The 22877-nt window shown below is 39.6% G+C and carries 19 protein-coding genes; 12 read left to right on the forward strand and 7 right to left on the reverse strand.

The window, feature by feature from the left end; all coding sequences use genetic code 11:
- Nucleotides 1-174 precede the first annotated feature (174 nt).
- From I6J02_RS14660 to I6J02_RS14670, 3 genes are all read left to right on the forward strand, one after another.
- Nucleotides 175-3819 (forward strand): Ig-like domain-containing protein, encoded by a 3645-nt coding sequence (locus I6J02_RS14660; protein WP_201678595.1) that lies wholly within the window; start codon nucleotides 175-177, stop codon nucleotides 3817-3819.
- A gap of 102 nt (nucleotides 3820-3921) precedes the next feature.
- Nucleotides 3922-4497, forward strand: a complete 576-nt coding sequence (locus I6J02_RS14665) for a Crp/Fnr family transcriptional regulator (RefSeq protein ID WP_201678596.1) — start codon at nucleotides 3922-3924, stop codon at nucleotides 4495-4497.
- Between the two features lie 84 nt (nucleotides 4498-4581).
- On the forward strand, nucleotides 4582-5022 hold the full coding sequence (locus I6J02_RS14670; RefSeq protein WP_201678597.1) for a carboxymuconolactone decarboxylase family protein: 441 nt from the start codon (nucleotides 4582-4584) through the stop codon (nucleotides 5020-5022).
- A 29-nt stretch (nucleotides 5023-5051) separates the two neighbouring features.
- Here I6J02_RS14670 and I6J02_RS14675 read toward each other — a convergent pair whose 3' ends face one another.
- The 3 genes from I6J02_RS14675 to I6J02_RS14685 all read right to left on the reverse strand — a co-directional run bounded on the left by I6J02_RS14675 (nucleotide 5052) and on the right by I6J02_RS14685 (nucleotide 7076).
- Entirely contained in the window at nucleotides 5052-5570 is a 519-nt protein-coding gene (locus I6J02_RS14675) for a ClbS/DfsB family four-helix bundle protein (RefSeq protein WP_201678598.1), read from the reverse strand.
- 61 nt (nucleotides 5571-5631) lie between these two features.
- Nucleotides 5632-6441 (reverse strand): DNA alkylation repair protein, encoded by an 810-nt coding sequence (locus I6J02_RS14680; RefSeq protein ID WP_201678599.1) that lies wholly within the window; start codon nucleotides 6439-6441, stop codon nucleotides 5632-5634.
- Nucleotides 6438-7076 (reverse strand): peroxiredoxin-like family protein, encoded by a 639-nt coding sequence (locus tag I6J02_RS14685; RefSeq protein ID WP_201678600.1) that lies wholly within the window; start codon nucleotides 7074-7076, stop codon nucleotides 6438-6440. The genes I6J02_RS14680 and I6J02_RS14685 overlap by 4 nt, the downstream gene beginning before the upstream one ends.
- Before the next feature lie 95 nt (nucleotides 7077-7171).
- Between I6J02_RS14685 and I6J02_RS14690 the strand changes: the two genes are divergently transcribed.
- The 7 genes from I6J02_RS14690 (at nucleotide 7172) to I6J02_RS14720 (ending at nucleotide 15393) form a co-directional block, all read left to right on the forward strand.
- Nucleotides 7172-7531 carry a winged helix-turn-helix transcriptional regulator gene (locus I6J02_RS14690; RefSeq protein WP_201678601.1) on the forward strand — a complete coding sequence of 120 codons (360 nt, stop codon included), beginning with the start codon at nucleotides 7172-7174 and terminating at the stop codon, nucleotides 7529-7531.
- A 308-nt stretch (nucleotides 7532-7839) separates the two neighbouring features.
- Entirely contained in the window at nucleotides 7840-8934 is a 1095-nt protein-coding gene (locus I6J02_RS14695) for a porin (protein ID WP_236581968.1), read from the forward strand.
- 23 nt (nucleotides 8935-8957) lie between these two features.
- On the forward strand, nucleotides 8958-10388 hold the full coding sequence (locus I6J02_RS14700) for an anion permease (RefSeq protein WP_201678603.1): 1431 nt from the start codon (nucleotides 8958-8960) through the stop codon (nucleotides 10386-10388).
- Nucleotides 10389-10401: 13 nt separating this feature from the next.
- A complete protein-coding gene (locus I6J02_RS14705; protein WP_201678604.1) occupies nucleotides 10402-11058 on the forward strand; it encodes a succinate dehydrogenase cytochrome b subunit in 657 nt (218 codons plus the stop codon).
- Between the two features lie 19 nt (nucleotides 11059-11077).
- Nucleotides 11078-12994: a fumarate reductase/succinate dehydrogenase flavoprotein subunit gene (locus I6J02_RS14710; RefSeq protein ID WP_201678605.1), complete on the forward strand. Its 1917-nt coding sequence runs from the start codon at nucleotides 11078-11080 to the stop codon at nucleotides 12992-12994.
- Between the two features lie 18 nt (nucleotides 12995-13012).
- A complete protein-coding gene (locus tag I6J02_RS14715; RefSeq protein WP_201678606.1) occupies nucleotides 13013-13759 on the forward strand; it encodes a succinate dehydrogenase/fumarate reductase iron-sulfur subunit in 747 nt (248 codons plus the stop codon).
- Between the two features lie 179 nt (nucleotides 13760-13938).
- Complete coding sequence (locus I6J02_RS14720; RefSeq protein WP_236581971.1) at nucleotides 13939-15393, forward strand: LuxR C-terminal-related transcriptional regulator; 1455 nt, start codon at nucleotides 13939-13941, stop codon at nucleotides 15391-15393.
- 568 nt (nucleotides 15394-15961) lie between these two features.
- On the opposite strand, the gene murI is transcribed toward I6J02_RS14720, so the two are convergent.
- Together murI and I6J02_RS14730 are read right to left on the reverse strand one after the other, a co-directional pair.
- Nucleotides 15962-16789: a glutamate racemase gene (gene murI, locus I6J02_RS14725; protein ID WP_201678607.1), complete on the reverse strand. Its 828-nt coding sequence runs from the start codon at nucleotides 16787-16789 to the stop codon at nucleotides 15962-15964.
- A gap of 55 nt (nucleotides 16790-16844) precedes the next feature.
- Nucleotides 16845-18263, reverse strand: coding sequence for a glycoside hydrolase family 125 protein (locus I6J02_RS14730; protein ID WP_201678608.1), 1419 nt, complete (start codon nucleotides 18261-18263; stop codon nucleotides 16845-16847).
- A 190-nt stretch (nucleotides 18264-18453) separates the two neighbouring features.
- Between I6J02_RS14730 and I6J02_RS14735 the strand changes: the two genes are divergently transcribed.
- A complete protein-coding gene (locus I6J02_RS14735) occupies nucleotides 18454-20094 on the forward strand; it encodes a gliding motility protein RemB (protein ID WP_201678609.1) in 1641 nt (546 codons plus the stop codon).
- Between the two features lie 33 nt (nucleotides 20095-20127).
- Nucleotides 20128-20550 carry a type II 3-dehydroquinate dehydratase gene (gene aroQ / locus I6J02_RS14740; protein ID WP_201678610.1) on the forward strand — a complete coding sequence of 141 codons (423 nt, stop codon included), beginning with the start codon at nucleotides 20128-20130 and terminating at the stop codon, nucleotides 20548-20550.
- Nucleotides 20551-20606: 56 nt separating this feature from the next.
- Here aroQ and I6J02_RS14745 read toward each other — a convergent pair whose 3' ends face one another.
- A complete protein-coding gene (locus tag I6J02_RS14745; protein ID WP_201678611.1) occupies nucleotides 20607-21812 on the reverse strand; it encodes a multidrug effflux MFS transporter in 1206 nt (401 codons plus the stop codon).
- 49 nt (nucleotides 21813-21861) lie between these two features.
- Entirely contained in the window at nucleotides 21862-22692 is an 831-nt protein-coding gene (lgt, locus tag I6J02_RS14750; RefSeq protein ID WP_201678612.1) for a prolipoprotein diacylglyceryl transferase, read from the reverse strand.
- Nucleotides 22693-22877: the final 185 nt, after the last annotated feature.

Here is a 22877-nt window from a genome sequence, read left to right on the forward strand (position 1 = left end):
TTATCAGCACTTTAATGTAGTATTTCGACTACATATTTAATGAAGTATAAAGCTTGTAATGGATAATCTCTTTAATTTCTAATTGTTTTTGTAATTACCGTTGCACTATTTAAAATAACTGTTATATTTACTTTAACATTTGATTATCATATACTTCGTTAACCTAAAGTAAACATGAATAGAGTAAGATGGAGGGCTTGCTTTCTATTGGTATTCCTGAGTTTTTTAGCCTCTGCGTTCGCTGATGGTTCGAAAGATCTGTATCCTGCAGGGGTACAGGGTAACCGGGCTTTTATGATGTCCAAAGGAGAAAATGGCCAGGCCACTACCAGCTTCCCGTTTCCGACACCTGGTACTCATTTTGTCTATGTCCGTATGGGAGAGACTATCGCCGCCGCTTCAAGTGCTCAAAATATATATGAAGGACGAATCCGTGTTACCAGTCCATCTGGTAAAACTTATACTTCTACAGCAGATAATACAGGCAGAATTATGGATAAGGGACAGGGAACCCGGAGGGCAGAACTGGACGGACCTGATGTTGGCTATACTCCTTATAAAGTAGCTGTAGATGAAGAAGGCGTTTGGAAAGTAGAGTTCTTTTCACCTTTAGGAGCAAATAATGATATGGATAATGGCAGTCTGCTACCTGATGTTGCCGCAAGTGTGGATTGGGAACAACCAGACGGAATGTATATAGCAGCCTGGGATGTATCTGTCAGAAATATCGAAAATACAGCCTGGTTACCGGGTAGAGTCTATACCAATGTCCTCAATCTGTATATTAATAGTGGCAGACTTTCAAATGCTGATGGAGCATTCTATGGCAAAAATTATGTCATGACGGATGATGGATACGTTTACAGGGTCGATGGTAACGGTAGTAATGGGATAGCCTTTACTTCATTTGTCAATAATAAGGGGTTTCCCGGAGCAAATGGACAGTCTGTGTATAAGAGTTTGAATTATGTGCCAGCAGCAGGTTCTTCCGATGTAATTGATCCACGGGCTGCAGATGTTAATGGTAAGGTCACACATAAGATGATGTATACATTGCCGGATATGAGTATGCCTGCAGAGGCTCCTGCTGCTGTTCCGGGTAAGAAAACATGGCTGGTCCGTCATCGTATAACTGCTCAGGTAAGTGATATAAATGTAACGGGTGTCGAAGGAAATGCAGATCATGTAAGTAGCAAAGGAGCATGGGTGCAATTCAAGACAAATCTGGCCGGCAATTATAAAATCACGATTTCAAGTATTGATAGTGATCATTCCTTTCCTGATGCACAATTTATATTTACGGCAAAACAGGGAATAAATAATGCGTACTGGAATGGGCGTGACCTGAGTGGTAACCTTGTTCCTGCAGGAGATAAATACCCTGTAAAAATCAAAGTCGAACTGCTGGGCGGAGAAGTGCATTTTCCTTATATCGATATGGAGATCAATCCCCAGGGAATTATCCTTGAATTGCTTTCTGAGGATTTACAAACAGTCGAATCTGATATTGTGTATTGGGACGACAGCAATGTCAGTGAAGGAATGCCTTCTGAAAACAGTGACCCGAGAGTGAATCTGGAAGGGATTAGCAGCCGTATCAACGGACATCGTTGGGGAACATATTCGAATGCAACTGTCAACCGGAATAATAATCAGAATTACGGTAATTTCAGCTTTGGAAATGAGAAAGCTATGGATACCTGGGCATATGCACTGAATATTGCTGAAATCAAAACTCAGGATATAACCGTGAAAGTAGCCGATCTGGAAGTTGTATCTGTAGAGACCAGCAGCAATCAGGTAGAATTGGGAGAGAACTTTACATATGTAGTTACTGTGAGAAATAACGGTCCTTCTGCGGTTGACAAAGCTCCGTTTCACTTTACATTGCCGGAAGGGGTAATTATACAGCAGGTAAATCCGGTTTCGGGAGCAGGCACTATATCCGGATCTCTGTTTAATAATAACCATTATGCAGCTTATTTCACCTTAGCAGATAAGGAAGAAATTGTTCTGTCTTTTACTGTACGGGCAGATATTGTTCCGGATGCGACTTATGGATATATTCCGGTCAAAGCTACTATTATGCGTAAGCCGGATATGACAGATCCTGATGCAACTTCTACAGACATTTTAAAGCTATTGCCAAATACTGCAGAAGAAGAGTGCGCCAATAATGGAAAAGGGGGAGCTTGTAATAATATTCTGATCAACAATCAGGTGTTTTTATTAGAGCCATTAAACGAAAGAGGGAAATTGGCACTGCTGAAAACAGCGGTTTTCATGGACGAAAATAAAGACTCCTATATGCAGGTCGGTGAAACGATACAATACACACTGCAGGTAGAGAATGTCGGATATGTACCTGTCAAAGATATTAAAATACAGGATCCACTTATCAGATCTGCTGAGATTATGCTGGCGCCAGCTGTGCTGGCAGCAGGAGCGAAGAGTAGTGTCACGCTTTCGTATACGATCACACAGGAGGATTTTGAAAAGGGGGTGATTACAAACACGGCTAATGTTAGTGGAAAAAACCCAAGAGGATTTGATGTAAAGGATATCTCTGGTTCTACTGTTGATGATGACGAACCTACAGTGACACTCATAGACCGTATTCCGGAAGTATATTTGCGTAAACGAATCACAAATAAAGGTTCAGGAATCGGAGGATTATTCGTTGAAGGGGATCAGCTGGAGTACACTTTTACAGTGTGGAATAAAAGCAGATTCGCAATCTACGATCTGCAGCTGGAAGACCCTATGTTGTTTACGACAGCAACCTCGGTTTCCTCAGTTGCTCTGGGGGCTAACGATTCTGTGCAATACGTTGCCCGGTATCAGTTGCTCCCTGCAGATTTTGATAAAGGAAAAGTCAGTAACTCAGCATTGTTGTTTGCAAAAGAAAGTAAGAAAGGACGTGTTGTAAAAGATATCTCAGGGACTGAATACAACAATGACAGTGCTACTGAAATCATTATAGCGAAAAGACCTGTGGCAGTGTCGGATTCTTATACACTAAAACAGAACCGAAAATTACAAATGGAAGTTCTGAAAAATGATATTTTCGAGCGTACACATGTAAATGTGAGTTCATTCCGGATTACTACCGCTCCTGAATATGGTACAATCAGCATCGAAAAAGACGGTACAATCAGCTATGTGCCACAGCATAATTATTTTGGTCCGGATGAGTTTTATTATGTTTTCAGTGATGGGAACAAATTAGAATCTTATCCCGGAAAAGTAAATTTAGAAGTGGTAAAAACAGTTCCTGTCGCAATATCGGATACCGTTAATGTGCGCTATAATACAACCATGATTATTCCTGTGCTTAAAAATGATAAACCTGAGGAATATGCTCCATTGGATCCCATGTCTATTCAGATTGTATCGTTGCCACAATATGGTAAAGTAGTCGTGAATAACGGAAAAGTATCTTACACTCCTCAACTGAATTTTACAGGAAAGGACCAGTTCGGTTATCAGGTATTGGATGCTAATGGCAATTGGACTAATATTGCCACAGTAGATATCATGACTTATGGGTTCTTTGTGCCTAATGTCTTCACGCCAAACGGAGATGGGAAAAATGATGAATTCGAAGTTGTTGGAACAGGGTATTATGATCGTATAGAGGTTCAGATATACAACAGATATGGCAAGATAGTCTACGAGAATGATAATTACAAGAACGATTGGAATGCTGAAGGTTGTTTGGATCAGACTTATTTTTATACGGTCACGGCACATAAAAGTGGAGAGGAATCTAAACGCAAAACGGGTTATGTACTGATTGCAAGAAGACTGGCACCATAAATCTTATTTTAAATTTTTTCAGATAATAGGAGATCCGGATAATCCGAGATGACTATATTTGATTAGGTAGTGTATCTGGTGTGCACGCTCAACATCATCTGTATGTCTGAATTATTTAAACAACATCTGCAGAAATTCATTGTAACTGACGAAGAAAAATTTCAGGATATACTATCTTTCTTTGAACTTAAAACAGTAAAGAAAAAAGAAAATATACTTGTCGAAGGTCAGGTCTGTAAGTTCAACTATTTTGTGCTTAGCGGTTGTATGAGAATGTTTTTTATCAACGAAAAAGGCGTCGAGCATACGACTCAGTTTGCCATTGAGAACTGGTGGATAACAGATAATATGGCCTATGAACATCAGCTGCCGACCGAATTTTATATTCAGGCTGTAGAAGATACCGTTCTGTTGGCCATACATGCGGAGTCGCAGGAAAAATTGCTGTCCCGCTATCCGGAAGTGGAACGCTATTTTCGGCATATATATCAGAGAGCATATGCTGCATCCCAGCGTAGGATCAAGTATATATATGATTTTTCCCGGGAAGAACTCTACAATCACTTTCAGCTTGTCAATCCTCAGTTTGTACAGCGTATTCCCCAATATCTTATCGCTTCTTATCTGGGCTTTACACCTGAATATTTGAGTGAGATCAGGCGTAAGAAACGAACTTAAACTGGTTTAAGTTTTTTGTGTGATCCAACACTTAACTTTGTCTTGTAATCATTAACAGATATATCATTATTTAATTAACATATTATGAGTGAGAGAATTAATATTGCAAAGTTAGAGCCTCAGGGATATAAAGCAATGTCAGCTTTGGAGCAATATATTCAGGCTTCGGATGTGTCGAAAACACATTTGGAACTGATTAAAATCAGAGCTTCACAGATTAACGGATGTGCATTTTGTCTTGATATGCACACGAAAGATGCTTTAAAAAAAGGGGAAACAAATCAACGTATATTTCTGTTGAATGCCTGGAAGGAAACAACTTTATTTACAGAAGAAGAACGTGTCATTTTAAGTATGACGGAAGAAGTGACCCTGATTCATGAGCATGGACTTTCTGAAGCAACTTATCTCAAAGCGGTAGAATTATTGGGAGAGCAGTATGTTGCACAGGTACTCATGGTCATTGTGACAATAAACGGATGGAATCGTATAGCTGTCAGTATGCAGTACCAGATTCCGGAATAGTCATTATTTAAAAGGGACAGCAGCATATATTAATGAGCTGCTGTCCCTTTTAATTTTTTCCATTTACGTATTCTTGCTGTTGCATTGGTATATGGGGAGGCTGTATTGAATTGGATCATACGACCCAATGTCCACTTTTCATACCAGGCTTCTTCATACAATTCATGATTTGTTTTACGTGTGATGAGTTGTATAATATCTCCTGCAGTAGTATCCAGACGTTTTAACAATTCAGGATAAGGAATAGTCTCATAATCTTTGTAAAATTTTTGAGCAAGTAGTCCCAGCTGATTCCATTTATATCCGGTCTCCGGAAAATCTACTGTCTCCTGAAGATCTTTTTTCCGGTTCCATTTAAGAACGAGCTCCCCCCAGCCAATCAGATAGGAAACAAGATTGTGTATACTCATGTAAGTGCCTTTAGCATGTCCTTCCAGCTCAGGCATTGTAGTATGTGCTAAAGAAATGTTTGTTAACTCTTTCTGTAGTTTGTCGTAATTGTTCTTAATTGCCTTTAGCAATTGTTCTTTATTCGTTGGAATAGCCATTTGGTTTTCAATATGAAATCAGATGTTTTACCTGTTTAAGATATACAAAATTAGGAAGATATCAGCCTTGTTTATTCAATGTTCGCATAGCCTTTTTTAAGATGTAAAGGGTTTCTTTTGTCGGACTTTCAATCTTCCATCGCGAACAGGTATCCAGCACAAATGCAGAACTATGTTTGCTGGCATCATTAAGCCAATTGCCAACACTGTCCCTCACATATTTAGAAGAATCCGATTTTAATTGATCGAGTACAGGCATTCCCAGTTCGGGCTGTTTCTTCAATCTTTCGATATGAGCACACCATACTCCTCTCGGACGGATGGATTCAGATGCAAATCTTCTTATGTTTTCATTTTCATGAGCTGTCCAGACAGTTAGCACCCGTATACTCTCTTCCAGATGCTGTATGATACTGCTTCGAACGGCCATCCAGGCAATTTCTCTTACTCCAAAATGACTGTCTGCTGCAAAAAACTGAATCTGTTCCAGTTTTTCTGCAATCGATAAATTCTCGTTACTACCTGTCAGATAGGTAGCCCAGCAACGGACCATATCTGAGTAATGGCTTTTTAAAGCCTGTTGGATGTGCAGATCTGAATAGGCTACAGATAGAGCAAGAAGTGTATTCCCGATAGTTTCATTAATGGTATTTACGGTTTGTTTTTGGAGTTTATCTATCGCTTCGGATACAGGTACTATATAATGTTCCCTGTTCAATTGTGACAGCACGCGCACCAGCAATATTCTCTGGTCGATGGCGAGCCATTCCGTCAGATTAGCGGATTGGATCGATCCGCTGTTGAGTTGTTCCAGGTCTTCTGCAGGAATGTCTTTTGCAGATCTGGCCCCTTTTCTTTTTTCGTCTTTCATAGTTTTGCTATCAGCAGGTCTGCATCTGTCCTGTTGGTGTAATCTGTATCCGCAAATATACAGATAATAGTATGATCGGTGTCTACTACAAATATTGCAGGAACAGGAAGTTCGTACAAGTTATTTTCATTAAACTCTGCCAAATCAATTCCCAATTCTTCATAATAAGGTTTTACAAAATCCTGTAGTTCGAAAGTAATACCCAGCCTGCGGGCATAGGCATTATCCTTATCAGTCAGGAGATCAAAATGAAGATTATTTTGCATCCTCATTTTATTGTTGTGAGATATGGATTGAGGAGAAATAGCTATTAAAGTAGCATTTTTATCCGTTATAAGATTCAGTTTATTGTTCAACTCCCGTATTTGAAGATTACAATATGGACACCACAAACCTCTGAAAAAAACTATAATTAGTTTTCCATTCGAAAGGAGTTGTTTAGAACTTATCGTATTATTGGTTACATTTGGCAATTCAAAATCCGGTAATTTTTCACCGGTACGGATTATTCCGGATGCTATTTTACGCTCTTTCAGATCCTGTAATGATGCTTCAAATGCCTGTACTGTGGAAACCGGAAGTTGAGCATTTATTTGTGCGCGGAGCGCAGCTGTTTGTTCGTGCAGATTACTCATATTGTATGTTATTGTTTTTGCAAATATTTAAAAGTATTCCGAGTCCGACAATACCGCATAATTTTACCCCTATGAGTTAAAAAAGTCACTTTTTTATGAAAACAAAGGAATCAACGATTATAGAGAAAATTTGTCCCTTAGAATTTGCTGTCAATGCTATCAGCGGTAAATGGAAAATTCCTATTGTATGGCAGATTAATGAAGGTAAAAAAAGGCCAAGTGAATTTTTACGTGGTATTGGGACGGTTGACCGGCGGGTTTTGAACCAACAATTGAAAGAAATGGAGCAATCGGGAATACTGACGAAAGAGCAGTTTGCGGAATTGCCTCCCCGTGTAGAATATTCGCTTACACCAATCGGTGAAAAATTAGTAGAAGCCTTATGGTTGCTGAATGACTGGGGGAAAGTATTGCTTGATAGAGAAAAACCAACTGCAGAGATTGATAACCATTAATTTAATACCCAATTAAGAAGTATTTTTTTTTCCAAATTACCTTTTAGGGCTATGCTGTACACCGGACTTCTCCGTTTGTATAAAATCTGTAATTCCCGCTCTTTACTTATAGCCTTATTTTAATATTTTCTTATTAAGATTGTTTGTGAATTGTAAATAAATTGAAACAATTCCATTTTGTATTTGTAATTTATATACCAAATACCAATTAACATAACTACCGTACAATGAAGAAACATCTATTTTTTCATATGAAAATGCATGTCTTATGTGCTTTCTTCTTGGTTTTAATAATTAATGCACTCTCTGTGCGTGTAATATATGCTCAGGTTCCCGACAGTACATGGGGAAAAGATTTTGAAAATTACCCCAAATTTCAGTTTAAAGGATTGTTTCAGGCCAGGTTCACCACGAGTCTCAATAAAGATGTAGACGTAGGAGGCTTACATCATGCAGATCACTCCGGTACAGACAACACATTTGCATTGAAATATATGCGTGCGCAGGTCCAGGCCAAGATCAGTAAACGTACTGAAGTTGTTGCTTTAGTAAATCTGGCAGACTTTAAGTCTGATCCGAAGACAAAAGTACTGGAAAATGCATACCTCAAATACACCTTTAGTCCCAAAATAGCATTGACGGTAGGGCAGTTCAGACCCTGGTTTGGAATAGAAGAAACATATCCTGTAGATATTATCAAATCATTAGACTGGTCCAATCAGTATTTTGAATTTGGTAAAAACGGCTGGACAAGTTTTCAGCTTGGTGCTTCGGTAGGCGGTACCTTACATTTTGGAACTATGCCTTTCCAGTATGCCTTATCCGTTGTCAACGGTAATGGTAAAAATCAGATTTCTGATAATAACAACGGAAAACAATACCTGTCCAGAATGGTATTCGGGTTATCCCGTAAATATGGGGTCAATCTGGGTGTAAACGGTGGAGTCGGAGATGCTTTCCATAAAACTGTATATGCGCTGGGGGCTGATATGACCAGTAACATCGCTCTTTCTTCCCGCTGGTTTTTGGATATGCAGGTAGAGGCCAAACAAGCCGTCAATCACAACCTGTATTTTGCATTAGGGGAAGATGTACGTTCTCCTGATATCAATGATTATCAGATGCGGGGTATCTATTTTCTGCCAAATCTGCGGTATGAAATCAAACATAAGAATCTGAGTGCAATAGAAGTATCCTGTCGTTATGAATACCTGGATGTCAATTTCAAAAAGGATAAAAATCCGAGAGAAACCATTACGCCTATGTTTGGTCTGGAATTTCTTAAAAATTACGGTGCACGGATTCAGGTGGGTATGCAGATAGACTGCTATAAGCACCAGATCGAAAATACGACTACATACAATGGGAACCTGTTTATTTTGCAGGTACAAAGCAGACTTTAAAAAACTAAACTATACGGAATCATATGAAGGAGATTAACATTAAGAATGTATGTATTACATTTATTGTTGCGATCATTATCTGGTTTATACCTATACCCAAAGGTGTCACTCCGGAAGCATGGCATTTGTTTGCCATATTTGCAGCCACTATTCTGGGTATTATTCTGAAAGCAGCTCCTATGGGAACCATGTGTATGATGGCCATTGGTTTTACAGCATTAACACAAGTACTTGCCCCTGGTAATGCCAGTGCATCGATTGTCAAAGCACTCAGCGGCTTTGGAGATAAGGTGATCTGGCTGATCGGAATTTCATTCTTTATTGCACGTGGATTTATCAAGACAGGTCTCGGCAATCGCATTGCCTTTCTGTTTATCAAAGTATTTGGAAAGAGTTCTTTGGGACTCGCTTATGGATTAGGCCTGGCTGATGTCTGTCTTGCTCCTGCGATCCCCAGTAATACCGCGAGAGGCGGAGGGATTATCTATCCGATTATGAAGTCTATGGCAATTAGTTTTGGCTCTCTGCCTGATGATCCGAAAACTCACCGCAAGCTTGGGGCTTTTCTTACGCTGAATAGCTATTATATGAACCTTATCGCTTCCTCCATGTTCCTCACGGGTACTGCTAGTAATCCGATGTGTCAGAAGTTTGCGGCAAATCTAGGTATTGATATCACCTGGATGTCCTGGGCGATTGCGGGTTTTGTACCCGGAGCGGTTGCTTTTTTTATTGTACCTCTGGTACTATACAAATTATTTCCGCCAGAACTTAAGAAAACCGGAGATGCCCCGAAAATGGCATCAGAAAAACTGAAGGAAATGGGACCCGTAAAGAAAAATGAATGGCTGATGTTATTGGCCTTCTTTATCCTGCTGGTTCTTTGGATTTTCGGAGGTTCACTGTCTATTGATGCGACTACAACAGCTTTTGTCGGTCTCACACTGTTGCTATTGACCTCGGTGCTGACCTGGGAAGATGTCAAATCAGAAAAAGGAGCCTGGGATACCATTGTATGGTTTGCCGTATTGGTGATGATGGCAAGTTCTTTAAATGAACTGGGTTTTATAGGCTGGTTCAGTGATTTGATCAAAGTACAGATCGGCGGTCTCAACTGGCTGGTCGCGTTCCCGGTTATTATACTAGTCTATTTTTTTAGTCACTATATTTTCGCCAGTGCAACAGCACATGTGGCTGCGATGTACGCAGCACTGTTAGGAGTAGGTGTGTCATTAGGGATCCCTCCGATGCTTCTGGCCATGATGCTGGGATTTATGGGGTCTATTTATGGTGTATTGACGCATTACGGACATGGTCCTGCTCCGGTATTTTTCGGAAGCGGATATGTTGAGCTTAAAGCCTGGTGGTTGAGAGGTCTGGAGATTGGGATCGTCCTCTTGATTATATATATGGCAGTAGGTGGATTGTGGATGAAAGTAATAGGTTATTATTAATAAATAGAAAGATATGCTGTCTACATTGTCTAAAAAAATAGTCATGTGCCTTACCGGATTATTCCTGTGTTTTTTTCTGATTATTCACTTTCTGGGAAACCTGCAGCTATTTCTTCCTGCGGAGCAGGCAAGAGAGCAGTTTAACTGGTATTCTCATTTTCTGTCCGGTAATGCTTTGATCAAAATAGTTTCTTATGTGCTGTATGCCAGTATACTGCTGCATATGCTGGATGCATTGGTCATCACCATCCGCAATCGTAAATCCGGAGGATCATATAGTCAGGATAAGCGGGGAAGAGCGAGTAAATGGTACAGCCGTAATATGGGTATTCTGGGAACCATCATTTTGATATTCTTGGTGATCCACTTTCAGAATTTTTGGTATGTATACAAATTCGGAACACTTCCGCTTGATAATAACGGACATAAAGATCTTTATCTTCTGGTGGTGACAACTTTCAGAGAATGGTGGTATGTATTGATATATGTCCTGTCTATGATTGCGCTATGCTATCACCTGATTCATGGGGTATACAGTTCCATCCGTACATTGGGATTATTTCATCCTAAGTATATCAAATGGTTAAAAATAGCTGGTATTGCTTATTCTGTGATTATATGTGCAGGATTTGCACTGATGCCGGTATATGTTTATTTCACAATAGATTAGTCTTTAACACTTATTAGGGATGAATTTAGATGCTAAAATACCTCAGGGTCCGTTAGAGGACAAATGGGAAAATTATAAAAAGACAGCTAAACTGGTCAATCCGGCCAACCGGAAGAAACTGGATGTCATTGTGATCGGAACCGGTCTTGCCGGAAGTTCTATCGCTGCTTCACTTGGAGAAATGGGTTATAATGTTAAATCTTTCTGTTTTCAGGACAGTCCGAGAAGAGCACATTCCGTAGCAGCACAAGGAGGTGTCAATGCCGCCAAAAACTATAAAAATGACGGTGACAGTGTATACCGGATGTTTGTGGATACACTCAAAGGCGGAGATTTCAGAGCACGTGAGGCCAATGTGTACCGGATGGCGGAATGTTCACTCCATCTGATTGATCAGGCAGTAGCCCAGGGTGTACCCTTCGGAAGAGAATACGGCGGCTATCTTAATAACCGGTCATTTGGCGGCGTACAGGTAAGCCGTACTTTTTATGCAAGAGGACAGACCGGCCAGCAGTTGTTATTAGGTGCTTATCAGGCACTGATGCGACAAGTTGGTAAAAAGACAGTACAGTTGTTTTCCAGACATGAAATGTTAGATCTGGTAGTGGCAGATGGTAAGGCCAGAGGCGTTATAGTGCGGAATCTGGATACCGGTGTTTTAGAACGTCATGCAGCACATGCTGTTATTCTGGCTACAGGCGGCTACGGTAAAATTTATTATCTGTCAACTCTTGCGATGGGCTGCAACGGTTCAGCCATATGGAGGGCGCACAAAAAGGGAGCGCTGATGGCGAGCCCAAGCTGGACTCAAATTCATCCTACCTCATTGCCTCAGTCGGGAGATTACCAGTCCAAACTGACACTTATGTCAGAATCCCTCCGTAATGACGGCCGTATCTGGGTGCCGACCGATACAGAAGAGCGACGTCCGGCCAATGATATCCCGGAAGAAGAAAGAGATTATTATCTGGAAAGACGCTATCCGGCATTCGGCAATCTGGCACCTCGTGATATTTCTTCCCGTGCAGCCAAAGAACGCATTGATGCAGGATATGGCATAGGCCCACTTAAGAATGCCGTCTATCTGGATTTTGCGAAGGCGATCAAAGAACAAGGTGTAGAAAAGATCAAAGAGAAATATGGAAATCTATTTGATATGTATCGTAAGATAACCGGATATGATGCGTACAAAGAGCCCATGATGATATCCCCGTCGGCACACTTTTCTATGGGAGGATTGTGGGTGGATTACGAATTGATGACCACTATTCCTGGCTTGTTTGCATTGGGAGAAGCGAATTTTGCAGATCATGGAGCGAACCGTTTGGGCGCAAATTCGTTGTTACAGGCTTCTGTTGATGGCTATTTTATTGCCCCTTATACCATCGCAAATTATCTTTCCGGAGATATACATACGGGTAAAATATCGACTGACTTACCTGAATTTTCAGAAGCAGAGAAAGGTGTTCAGTCTCTTTTAGACCGTCTGATCGGTAGTAAAGGAGACAGGACTGTGGATTATTACCACAAAACCTTAGGTAAAATCCTCTATGACTATTGCGGTCTGGCAAGGAATGAGCAGGGACTGAATTATGCGATAGCCGAAATCCGGAAATTACGTAAAGAATTTTATGAGCGGGTACATGTACCGGGAAGTCTGACGACTATGAACACCGAATTGGAAAAGGCCGGAAGAGTAGCCGATTATCTGGAGATAGGGGAGCTTATGTGCTATGATGCATTGACCCGGAAGGAATCCTGCGGAGCACACTTCAGAGAAGAATATCAGACTCCTGAAGGAGAAGCCCAACGTAATGACGAAGAGTATCAGTTTATTTCGGCATGGGGCTGGAATGGAGAAGGTGCTGATCCGATACTGAATAAAGAACCGTTGGAATTTGAAGTTTTGCAGCCTACTGTGAGGAGTTATAAATAACCTATTAACAATCGAAACATGAAATTACATTTGAAAATATGGCGTCAGGAAGATCGTAATTCTGCAGGAAAACTGGTCGATTATGAATTGGAAAATCTTAATCCTCATATGTCTTTTCTGGAAATGCTGGATACCTTAAATGAAAAATTAATTGTAGAAAATGATCAGCCTGTAGAGTTTGATCACGATTGCAGAGAAGGGATCTGCGGACAATGTGGTATGATGATCAATGGTATTGCACATGGTCCACTGGAAAATACAACAACCTGTCAATTACATTTAAGAACATTCAAAGATGGGGAAACTGTTTTTATAGAGCCTTTCCGGTCGCATGCCTTTCCCATCAAAAAAGATCTGAAGGTAGACCGTTCGGCATTCGATCGTATCATATCTTCCGGTGGATTCGTATCTGTCAATACCGGACAGGCTCCAGATGCACATGCTATTCCAGTGACACATCAGTCCACAGAAGCTGCTTTTGATGCAGCAGCCTGTATAGGCTGCGGGGCTTGTGTTGCCACATGTAAAAATGGAAGCGCTGCCTTATTTACTTCTGCCAAGATTGCACATATGGCCTTATTACCACAGGGAAGGGAAGAGCGAAACGAAAGGGTTATAAATATGGTTCAACAGATGGATCAGGAGTTTTTTGGACACTGTTCCAATACGGAAGCATGTGAGGTCGAATGCCCTCAGGGCATATCCGTCATCAATATTGCGCGTATGAACTATGAGTATAACAGAGCTTTATTTTATAAAAAATAAGGATTGAAAGTCTTTAGTTCTCCAAATATAAGTACAAAACGAAACAACAAAAGCAGGTATCAAATCTGCTTTTGTTGTTAGTAAATATTTGAGAGAAGCGTAAAAGATGGGGCCGGATTATTTAAAAAACACTAAATTTAAGCCTTTAACCCTAAACATTAAAATCGACCCAATCTTACATGAAAGATATCTATTCTTTTAATTGCCGTTTTCCGTATTGCATTATTATACTATCCTTAATGTTGTCTCTTTTGATGGGGCATACTAAAGTAAATGCAGCTGTTCTTGAAACTGAAGCGCCAGCTTCTGTCATTCAGGAAATACAGTCTTTAACGTTTGGATCTGTTCTCAATCAAGATAAAACGCAGTATGCAGATGGGATAGGAGGTCAATCCTGGTGGATTAAAGGTACCTTAGCCGGAGAACAGCTTCATAAAGAGCTGATACTCCAGATTCCTTCGCCACATTTCAGAGATGCATCTTTATATGTGTATTCACGAGGAAAATTAGTTCTCGTAACAGATAGCGACCATGCTGCTAAAGCGGAGTCTTTTGCCAGATATAATCAATTTCATTTTACAACGGATCAACCTGTCTATTATATCAAGAGTAACAGTACCATGTACAAGGGTATTCATGTTGTTGTTAAAGAAGAGAGTGCTTTTTTCCGTCATGAGGCTACCCATTTATTTGGAATTGGTTTGTATTACGGACTTGCAGTTATGTCTGTCATCTTTAATTTTGTATTCTTCCTTATTTTCAAAGACAGACGGTTTATTACTTACTGTTTGTTTCAACTGATCGTATTTGCAGAGTTTTTCTACGAGGATGGTATGTTTTATTTTCTTTCGGAAGGCAAATTAGTACTGGAACATTTTGTAGTCTATTCCGTTCCTTTCTCTTCCTCTTTAGCTTGCTTATTCGCCTACTATTTTCTGGATCTTCGTAATAATTTTAAGAACTATTGGAAAGTGGTCACTCCGCTTATGACTTTGTCTTTTGTCGGGTTGATACTTTTTGTCATTTTTGAATGGAAGGGCTTTATCAGCGTAGTCAATATTGCAAGTTTTGCTGCGACTTTATTCGCAATAGGCTTAGCAATCAGGCAATTTCGGAAGGATGTATATGCACGTTTTCTGGTACTTACATTTGGAGTTATACTTCTTGTCGGAATCGGATTTGTACTGAATACGAACTTCAATCAGGCATGGCTGTCTTTTTTCAATATGGACACATTGAGGCTTGTAAGTGCGTTTGAAATTATAAGCATCAGTTTTGCGATTATTTTTAAAGCCCGTGCTTTACAGGAAGAAAATGAGCGCTGCCGAAATGAGATCAATATTTACCTCAATCAGTTGAATGACTTGAAGGATAATCTTTCTGTAGCGAAAGAAACAGTTGTACTGAAAGAAAATACCATTGTGTTTTTAAAAGAAAACTATCAGCTTACTGAACGTGAGATGGATGTATTGATGGGATTATGGGAAGGCTTGTCCAATCAGGAACTGGGTGAGAAATTATTTATTTCTTTAAATACCGTCAAGTATCATGTCAGTAATCTTTATATCAAACTGGATATAAAAAGCCGTACTCAGGCCCTCAAATTTAAAGAGAAAATAGGAGGTCTGGCCTGATCGCTGATTTATGGATTTTACCATTTGAAAATAAGAAACAATAGTCCCTATTTGGGGGACTAATTTGTGTTATTTTATTAAAATATTGATTATCAATTGTTTGAAAATGTTATTATTTTCAATCCTATACTTTCGGGTGGGGATAAATTGAAAGTGTCGTTGTACTTTTACATCGTATTTAACCAACATCTTTAATGGGAGATAACTTATTAACCATCCATTTATCCTTGAATGTGCAGTCTTGGGGAAGGGCCGACCGTAATTAGTTTTCCGGAAGGTTATGTACATTTTTTGTAATTGGTTAATAAATCTCAAAAGGGAATAAATTCAATTACTACAGCAAATTGGGTTATTCCCTTTTCCTAAGATTACGGGGCAACAGCAATTGCAGGAGAATACACAACCTGTGAGGCATGAAATAACGTAGAAGTAAAAAGAAGATCGCAGCGATTGGATTTTTTTGTAATACGTCTGAAAGTGCAAATTATTAACCCAAATAAATCATCACTTCTTGTGATATCTTTTTAAGGTGGATCTTTCTGATCCACCTTGAAATTATGTTGAAAGCTCAGACTTTTATCGTACTGGCTTTTACCGGGTGTCCAAAAAATATTTCTGCCTTTTCTTCAAATCCTGCTGCATCATCTGTAGTGAAAAATTGCAATGTAGAACCTTTCGAACAGTTTTGTTCCACCTCAGGATGTCTGTCCAGATAGTTTTTGAGGCTGTGAGCTACGATAGGTCCTTGTGAAATAATCTGAATATGAGGAGGAACAAATTCCTTGATAACCGGAAGCAGCAAGGGGTAATGTGTACATGCTAATACTATAGTATCGATTTCTGAAGATTTAGAAAGAAGTTCGTGAATATCTTTTTCGACAAAATACCGGGCGCCTTCTGTGTCTATTTCATTATTTTCTACCAAAGGAACCCAAAAAGGACAATCGTGCTGAAAAACTTCAATTTCAGGGTAGAATTTGTTGATTTCAATTTTATAGGATTCTGATTTTACCGTGCCGGTAGTAGCCAGTATTCCTATTTTATTTGTAGTAGTATATTCTTTTATTATTTCAGTTGTTGGCCTGATAACGCCTAATACCTTCTTGCCAGGCGGAAGGTCATGTTGCTGTATGGATCTTAATGCTTTTGCAGAGGCAGTATTGCAGGCTAAGATAACCAGATCACAGCCCAGATCGAATAATTTAAAAACACATTCTTTTGTAAATTGATATACGGTTTCAAAAGAGCGGTTACCATATGGAATACGGGCATTATCGCCCAGATATATATAGTCGTATTCGGGAAGTTCCTTTTTGATTTCTTTAAATACAGACAGACCTCCGTAACCGGAATCGAATACACCTATAGGACTGTTATGAACTGTGGGATTTGACATAAAAAAACGCTATTGAGAATATTCCCAATAGCGTTTTACCTTAAGAATATTCTGTTTACTTAAGCAAAGATGGCTTTTCTTTGTAAGTTTTCCACAACAATTCTCCAAATAATGTATTTGCCCATGCGAACCAGTGACGGGTGAATTTCGTAGGATCATCTTTATGGAAGGATTCGTGCATAAATCCGGTGCCACCATGCGTATGAACCAGCGTCTGAATACAGTTGCGGATCTCTTCATCATTCGTCGAAGTAAATGCACGCATGATGATAGACATTGGCCAGATCATATCACGACCGATATGCGGGCCTCCGATACCTTCGGCTTTAGTTCCTTTAAAGAAGAACGGATTGTCTGCAGAAAGGATATATTTACGTGTACGCTGATATACTTCATCATTAACATCCACAGCACCAAGGTACGGTAAAGCCAATAAACTTGGTACATTGGCGTCATCCATCATAAGGTGACTGCCGAAACCGTCTACCTCAAAAGCGTATACACGACCAAATTGCGGGTGATCTATGATACCATATTTCTGAATAGCTTGTTCTACTTCATTGGCAAGGTTCTCCATTTTGGAAGCCAGATCCGTATTTTTGTTTACAGTACGTAAGATTTCAGCTGATTGTCTCAAGCTCACTACTGCAAACAGATTCGATGGAATCAGGAAGGAGAAGATAGTTGCATCATCCGATGGACGGAAGCTGGAACAGATCAGCCCTACAGGTTTCACGGGATAACCCAATCCATCTACTTGTAAGGTATCTGTACCACGGGCTGTTGTACGTTCGAATTTGTAAGGTCCTACACTTTCTTTACGCTGCTGCTCTACAAAAGTTTTGTAGATGTTTTGCTGTGCTTTCACCCATTCCTCATCAAACGGAGTGGTGTCATTTGTAGCCTTCCAGTATGCATAAGACAATCGGATAGGATAACAAAGAGAATCTATTTCCCATTTGCGCTCATGGATACCCGGTTTCATATCCGTATGGTCACTGAACCATTCTCCTTTTTTAGTAGGATCGTTATAGAACGCATTTGCATAAGGATCAATAATGATACACTTGCTTTGCTTGCGGACTAATCCCATGATTAGATTCTGAAGATTTTTATCTTGCTTCATAAATGGGAGGTATGGCCATACCTGTGCGCTGCTGTCACGAAGCCACATCGCATCGATATCACCCGTGATCACATAGGTAAGAGGTTTATTTCCATCTTTTTCCGGATAAACAGTTGTATCCAATGTATTTGGAAAACAATTGTTAAACATCCATGCCATCTCTTTATTCGAAACTCCTTTTTGGAATTCGGTAATCACATCTTCAATGACTTTGCTGGAAAAATGTCTTTTATCTTTTGCAATACGTACTACCGGAAATGAATTTTGCATATCGGCGAATGAAAGTTTACTGGCCATCATTCCGGACGTCAGAAGGGCGGCATTTTGAATGAAAGTTCTTCGTTTCATTATGGTGGAGTTATAAATTAGTTTCTGTAATAATTTGCAATATAATAAAAATATATTTCTTTTTAAGCGTGGCAAATACGTTTTAGCTTTATCAAAACTGACATTGGCAGAAATCGAGTCAATAATATTTAGTTAATTTGCAGTTAGGAATGGATTTTGCTTGTAGAATCCGTTGAAACTTGATATATATATGAAATTCACATTACTCAGACCCTGGCTGCGTTGGACCTTTGCCGTTTTGCCTTTATCACTCGTATCTCATACTGCATTAGCACAGGTCAGAAACCAGACATATTCTTATCAATATTATCAGAAATTCAACGAACTTGTCTATTCTCCTGATACCAGAGAGTTTACCTCATCCAAACCCTTTATATTTAAGGATCAGCTTTTATCTAAATATGACTCTTTACAAAATGTTGGGCATGTAGATTCGGACAATATCTTTATGCGTAAGATTTTTAATGAACATCTGGTACAGGTAGAAAAGGAAGATCATACTTTTTACCTTGATTTTATGCCGGATTTTCAGATTGGTAAAGATCTGATGGGAGACAAACGCAGTACATGGATGAATACACGCGGGGTGCAGGCAGGTCTGACAATAGGAGACAAGTTTACATTCTATGCCAACGCTTTTGAGAATCAGGCAAGGTTTCCAGAGTATCTGGATACTTATATGACGCAGAATATGTTAATTCCTGGACAGGGAGTTACCAAATTACAATCTAATAATGTCAAAGACTGGATGTATGCAACTGCAAGTGCAACTTATGATGTAAATCCTTACTTACAGGTCACACTGGCATACGATAAAAACTTTATCGGAGACGGTTACCGTTCTTTATTACTTTCAGATTTTTCATCCAACTATTCCCATCTTAAGCTGAAAGGTAAAATTGGTAATGTGCAATATACTTCGATATGGGCTTATATGACAGACCCCAAAAATCCGAGGGTGGATTCACTCAATTCGGGAGGCCGTTTCGGGGATGGAATCAAGTGGGGTGCATTTCAGTATTTAGATTATAATGCGACAAATAAGTTGTCAGTAGGTTTTTTTCAGGCGGTGATCTGGGCAAATCAGAATGAAGCCGGTAAAAGAGGATTTGATTTTAACTACATTAACCCTATAATCTTTCTGCGTGCTGTAGAATCTAATAATGCCTCTTCACCGGATAAAATGTTTTTGGGACTTAACGCCAAATATAAAGTGTTGCGCAATGCAACTGTATATGGTCAGTTCTTACTTGGGGAGTTCACTGCAAGCGAATTTTTCAAAGGAAATGGCTACGCCCACAATAAGTGGGGAGTACAGCTTGGTGCACGTGGATTTGATCTGTTTGGTGTGAAAAGCCTTAATTTTCTGGGAGAATTTAATACCGTACGCCCATACACCTATCAGCACTTTACTTCTATATCTAACTATAGTAATCATGGTGAACCTCTGGCGCATCCTTCCGGAGCTAATTTCAGAGAATTTATCGGAATGCTGAATTACTCATGGAAGCGATTTGATTTCTCAGGACAGTTGATTTATAACAGATTTGGTACAGACCCTAATCCGGATATCAATATGGGAGGAGATATCTTCCAATCTTATCAGACTATCCCGAATATGTATGGAAATTCGATCGGACAGGGTGTCAAGAATAATCTGTACTACGGAGATGTGAGAGCTGCATATGTACTGAATCCGAAATATAATCTGAGATTTGAAGTGGGATATACCCAACGTTATCGCCAGATCGAAAATCTTCCGACGCAAAAATCGGGTGTTATTTCAGTAGGACTGCGGTCGTCGTTCCGTAATTTTTATGGAGATTTCTAAGAATAACCTATCTTTACGGAATAGCATAAGCACATGAAAAAAATATTAATAATCAACGGTCCGAATCTTAATCTCTTAGGTGTGAGGGAAAAGAGTATTTACGGAGATCAGGATTTTAAGTCATATTTTGAGACATTGAAACAAAGGTTTCCGGAACTGGAGCTGAACTATTTTCAGAGCAATTCAGAAGGGACAATTATTGACAAAATTCATGAAGTAGGCTTTGATATCGATGGGATTGTGTTAAATGCGGGTGCATATACCCATACTTCTGTTGCTATAGGAGATGCCATTGCAGCTGTAAAGACAGCAGTTATAGAGGTACATATTTCCAATGTATACGCCCGCGAAGAATTTCGGCATAAATCATATTTGGCCAAGAACTGCAAAGGTGTAATTTGTGGATTTGGATTGGACGGCTATCGTTTAGCTATTGAGGGACTGATCCAGGCGTAATATAAATAACATAATGAAACGGGCTGTTCTGATTATCAGAACAGCCCGTTTTGGTATTATTCAGTTGCTGGTTTTAGTAATTTCGGCAGATATAAGTATATAATAAGCCCTAAAAACGAGCATGCAGACATAACGATAACCATGGGCAGCGCAGTATTGTTATGTAATATACTCACCGCTCCGGAAGCCAGTGCTCCAATACCCATTTGAAAGCAACCCAATAATGCAGAAGCGCTTCCGGCAAGTTCTTTGAATGGTGCTAGTGCTAATGCGGACGTATTCGGGAAAATAAATCCCTGAGCCAGAAGAATTAGAAAAATAAATCCAACCATGGTAGGAAGAGTAATCCAGCCACCTAACGTTACAACAATAAATAATGCGGAAATACTCACCTGTAGGCGTGATGCAAATTTAGAGATGTCACTGCTTGACCATCTGTTGAGCGCAATCCGATTGATCTGGGTAGCCAGTATAAGTGCAGAGGCTATTATCGCAAATACGATTCCGTATTCTGATTCTGTAAGTCCGTATAGTTCCTGCATGACAAATGGTGATCCGGCCAGATAGGCGTATAATGCCGATGCAGTAAGTGCACTGACGAGACAAAAGCTCAAAAATTGAGGATTTTTACAAACCGTCCAAAAGTTAAGCGTTACCTGTTTTGGTGCTAAAGAAAGATTTTTATTTCCGGCAAATGATTCGGGTAATAAGAAAATAACGCTGATTAAAATAAGGGTCGCCATGACAGTCAGAATGGTAAAGATCATATGCCATTCAAAGTGTGACATGACAAACGCCCCTACACTGGGTGCCAGAATAGGAGAGATGCCTACTATTAGCATCAGCATGCTGAATATCTTTGCAGACTCCTGCGGTCCGAAATAGTCTCTCACCATTGCCCGTGAAGCGACCATACCAGAGCAGCTGCCTAGCGCCTGTATAAAACGGAAGACAATCAGCTGTTCAATATTAGTGGAAAAAATACACATTATGGATGCGAAAACATACAGACTGATTCCCACAATCAGTGGTTTCTTACGTCCGAATTTGTCAAGAAGAGGTCCGTATACGAGCTGACCAATAGCAATACCTATAAAAAATGAAGAAAGGGAAAGTTGTACGCGATCTACAGAAGTGTCAAAATCCGATGCTATGGTTTTAAAAGCCGGCAGATACATATCGATAGAGAACGGGCCGATTGCCGATAACAGACCCAGAATAAAAATAATAGTACTTCGTTTGAATTTACTGAAATTGTGCATATATATTAAAAATAAAAAAGCCCTTTTTTGCTAAAAAGGGCTTTTATGATTATTTGGATTGACCTTCTTTTGGTTTTCGGAAGATCAGATAAAAACCCGCAAGAATAAATGGAATACTCAGGATCTGTCCCATATTAAATAACATGTTCTTTTCGAAATCTTCCTGATCAATTTTGAAGTATTCCAGAACAAAACGGGCACCGAATAATAATACCAGAAATATACCGAACATATATCCGGATTTGAGAATGCTTTTCTTATTGTAAAGGTACCACATCACAATAAAAATAATTACATAAGCCAATGCTTCATACAGTTGGCCCGGGTGACGGGGAATATTGTCAATGTTTTTGAATACCACGCCCCAGGGAAGATCTGTAGGCGGGCCAATCATTTCAGAGTTGAAGAAGTTACCAAGTCTTACAAAAGCACCGGCTATTGGCACTACAATCACAAGACGATCTGCCACCCACATAAAATTGATTTTTGTTTTTCTGGCAAACAGATAGATTGATGTCAATATCCCTACAGCAGCGCCATGACTGGCTAAACCTGCAAAACCTGTCAGCTGGAAATTGCCATTTGCATCCCAGCGGAAAGGAAGGAAAATCTCCATAATATGATCTTTGTAGTAATCAAACTCATAAAACAGACAATGTCCCAAGCGGGCACCGATTAATGTTCCTAAGAAAATATAAATACTTAACTGATCCAGCTGCTCCTGTGTTTTGCCTTCTCTTTTGAAGATCTTCAACATCAGGACATACGATATGGCAAATGCTGCCAGCCAGCACAGTGCATAATAACGTAATCCAAAAGAACCGATCTTAAATATTTCAGGATGAATATCCCAGTAGATTATATTGAAAAGATTTTCCATTTGTTATGAACTATTTTGATGCTGTAAAGATAGTATTTCTCTACCTTTTTAAAAGGCTTTGTCCAAATGTTTTAAGGCAGACGAAAACCGTAGTGCAATACGTGTTATCTTATTCTGTTGTAGTAGGGTTATTCTGTGTAAGTTAAAACTTACTTCAGATTCACGGGTAATATTTTCAATACATC

The organism is Sphingobacterium spiritivorum, from assembly GCF_016725325.1.
Taxonomy (GTDB): Bacteria; Bacteroidota; Bacteroidia; order Sphingobacteriales; family Sphingobacteriaceae; genus Sphingobacterium.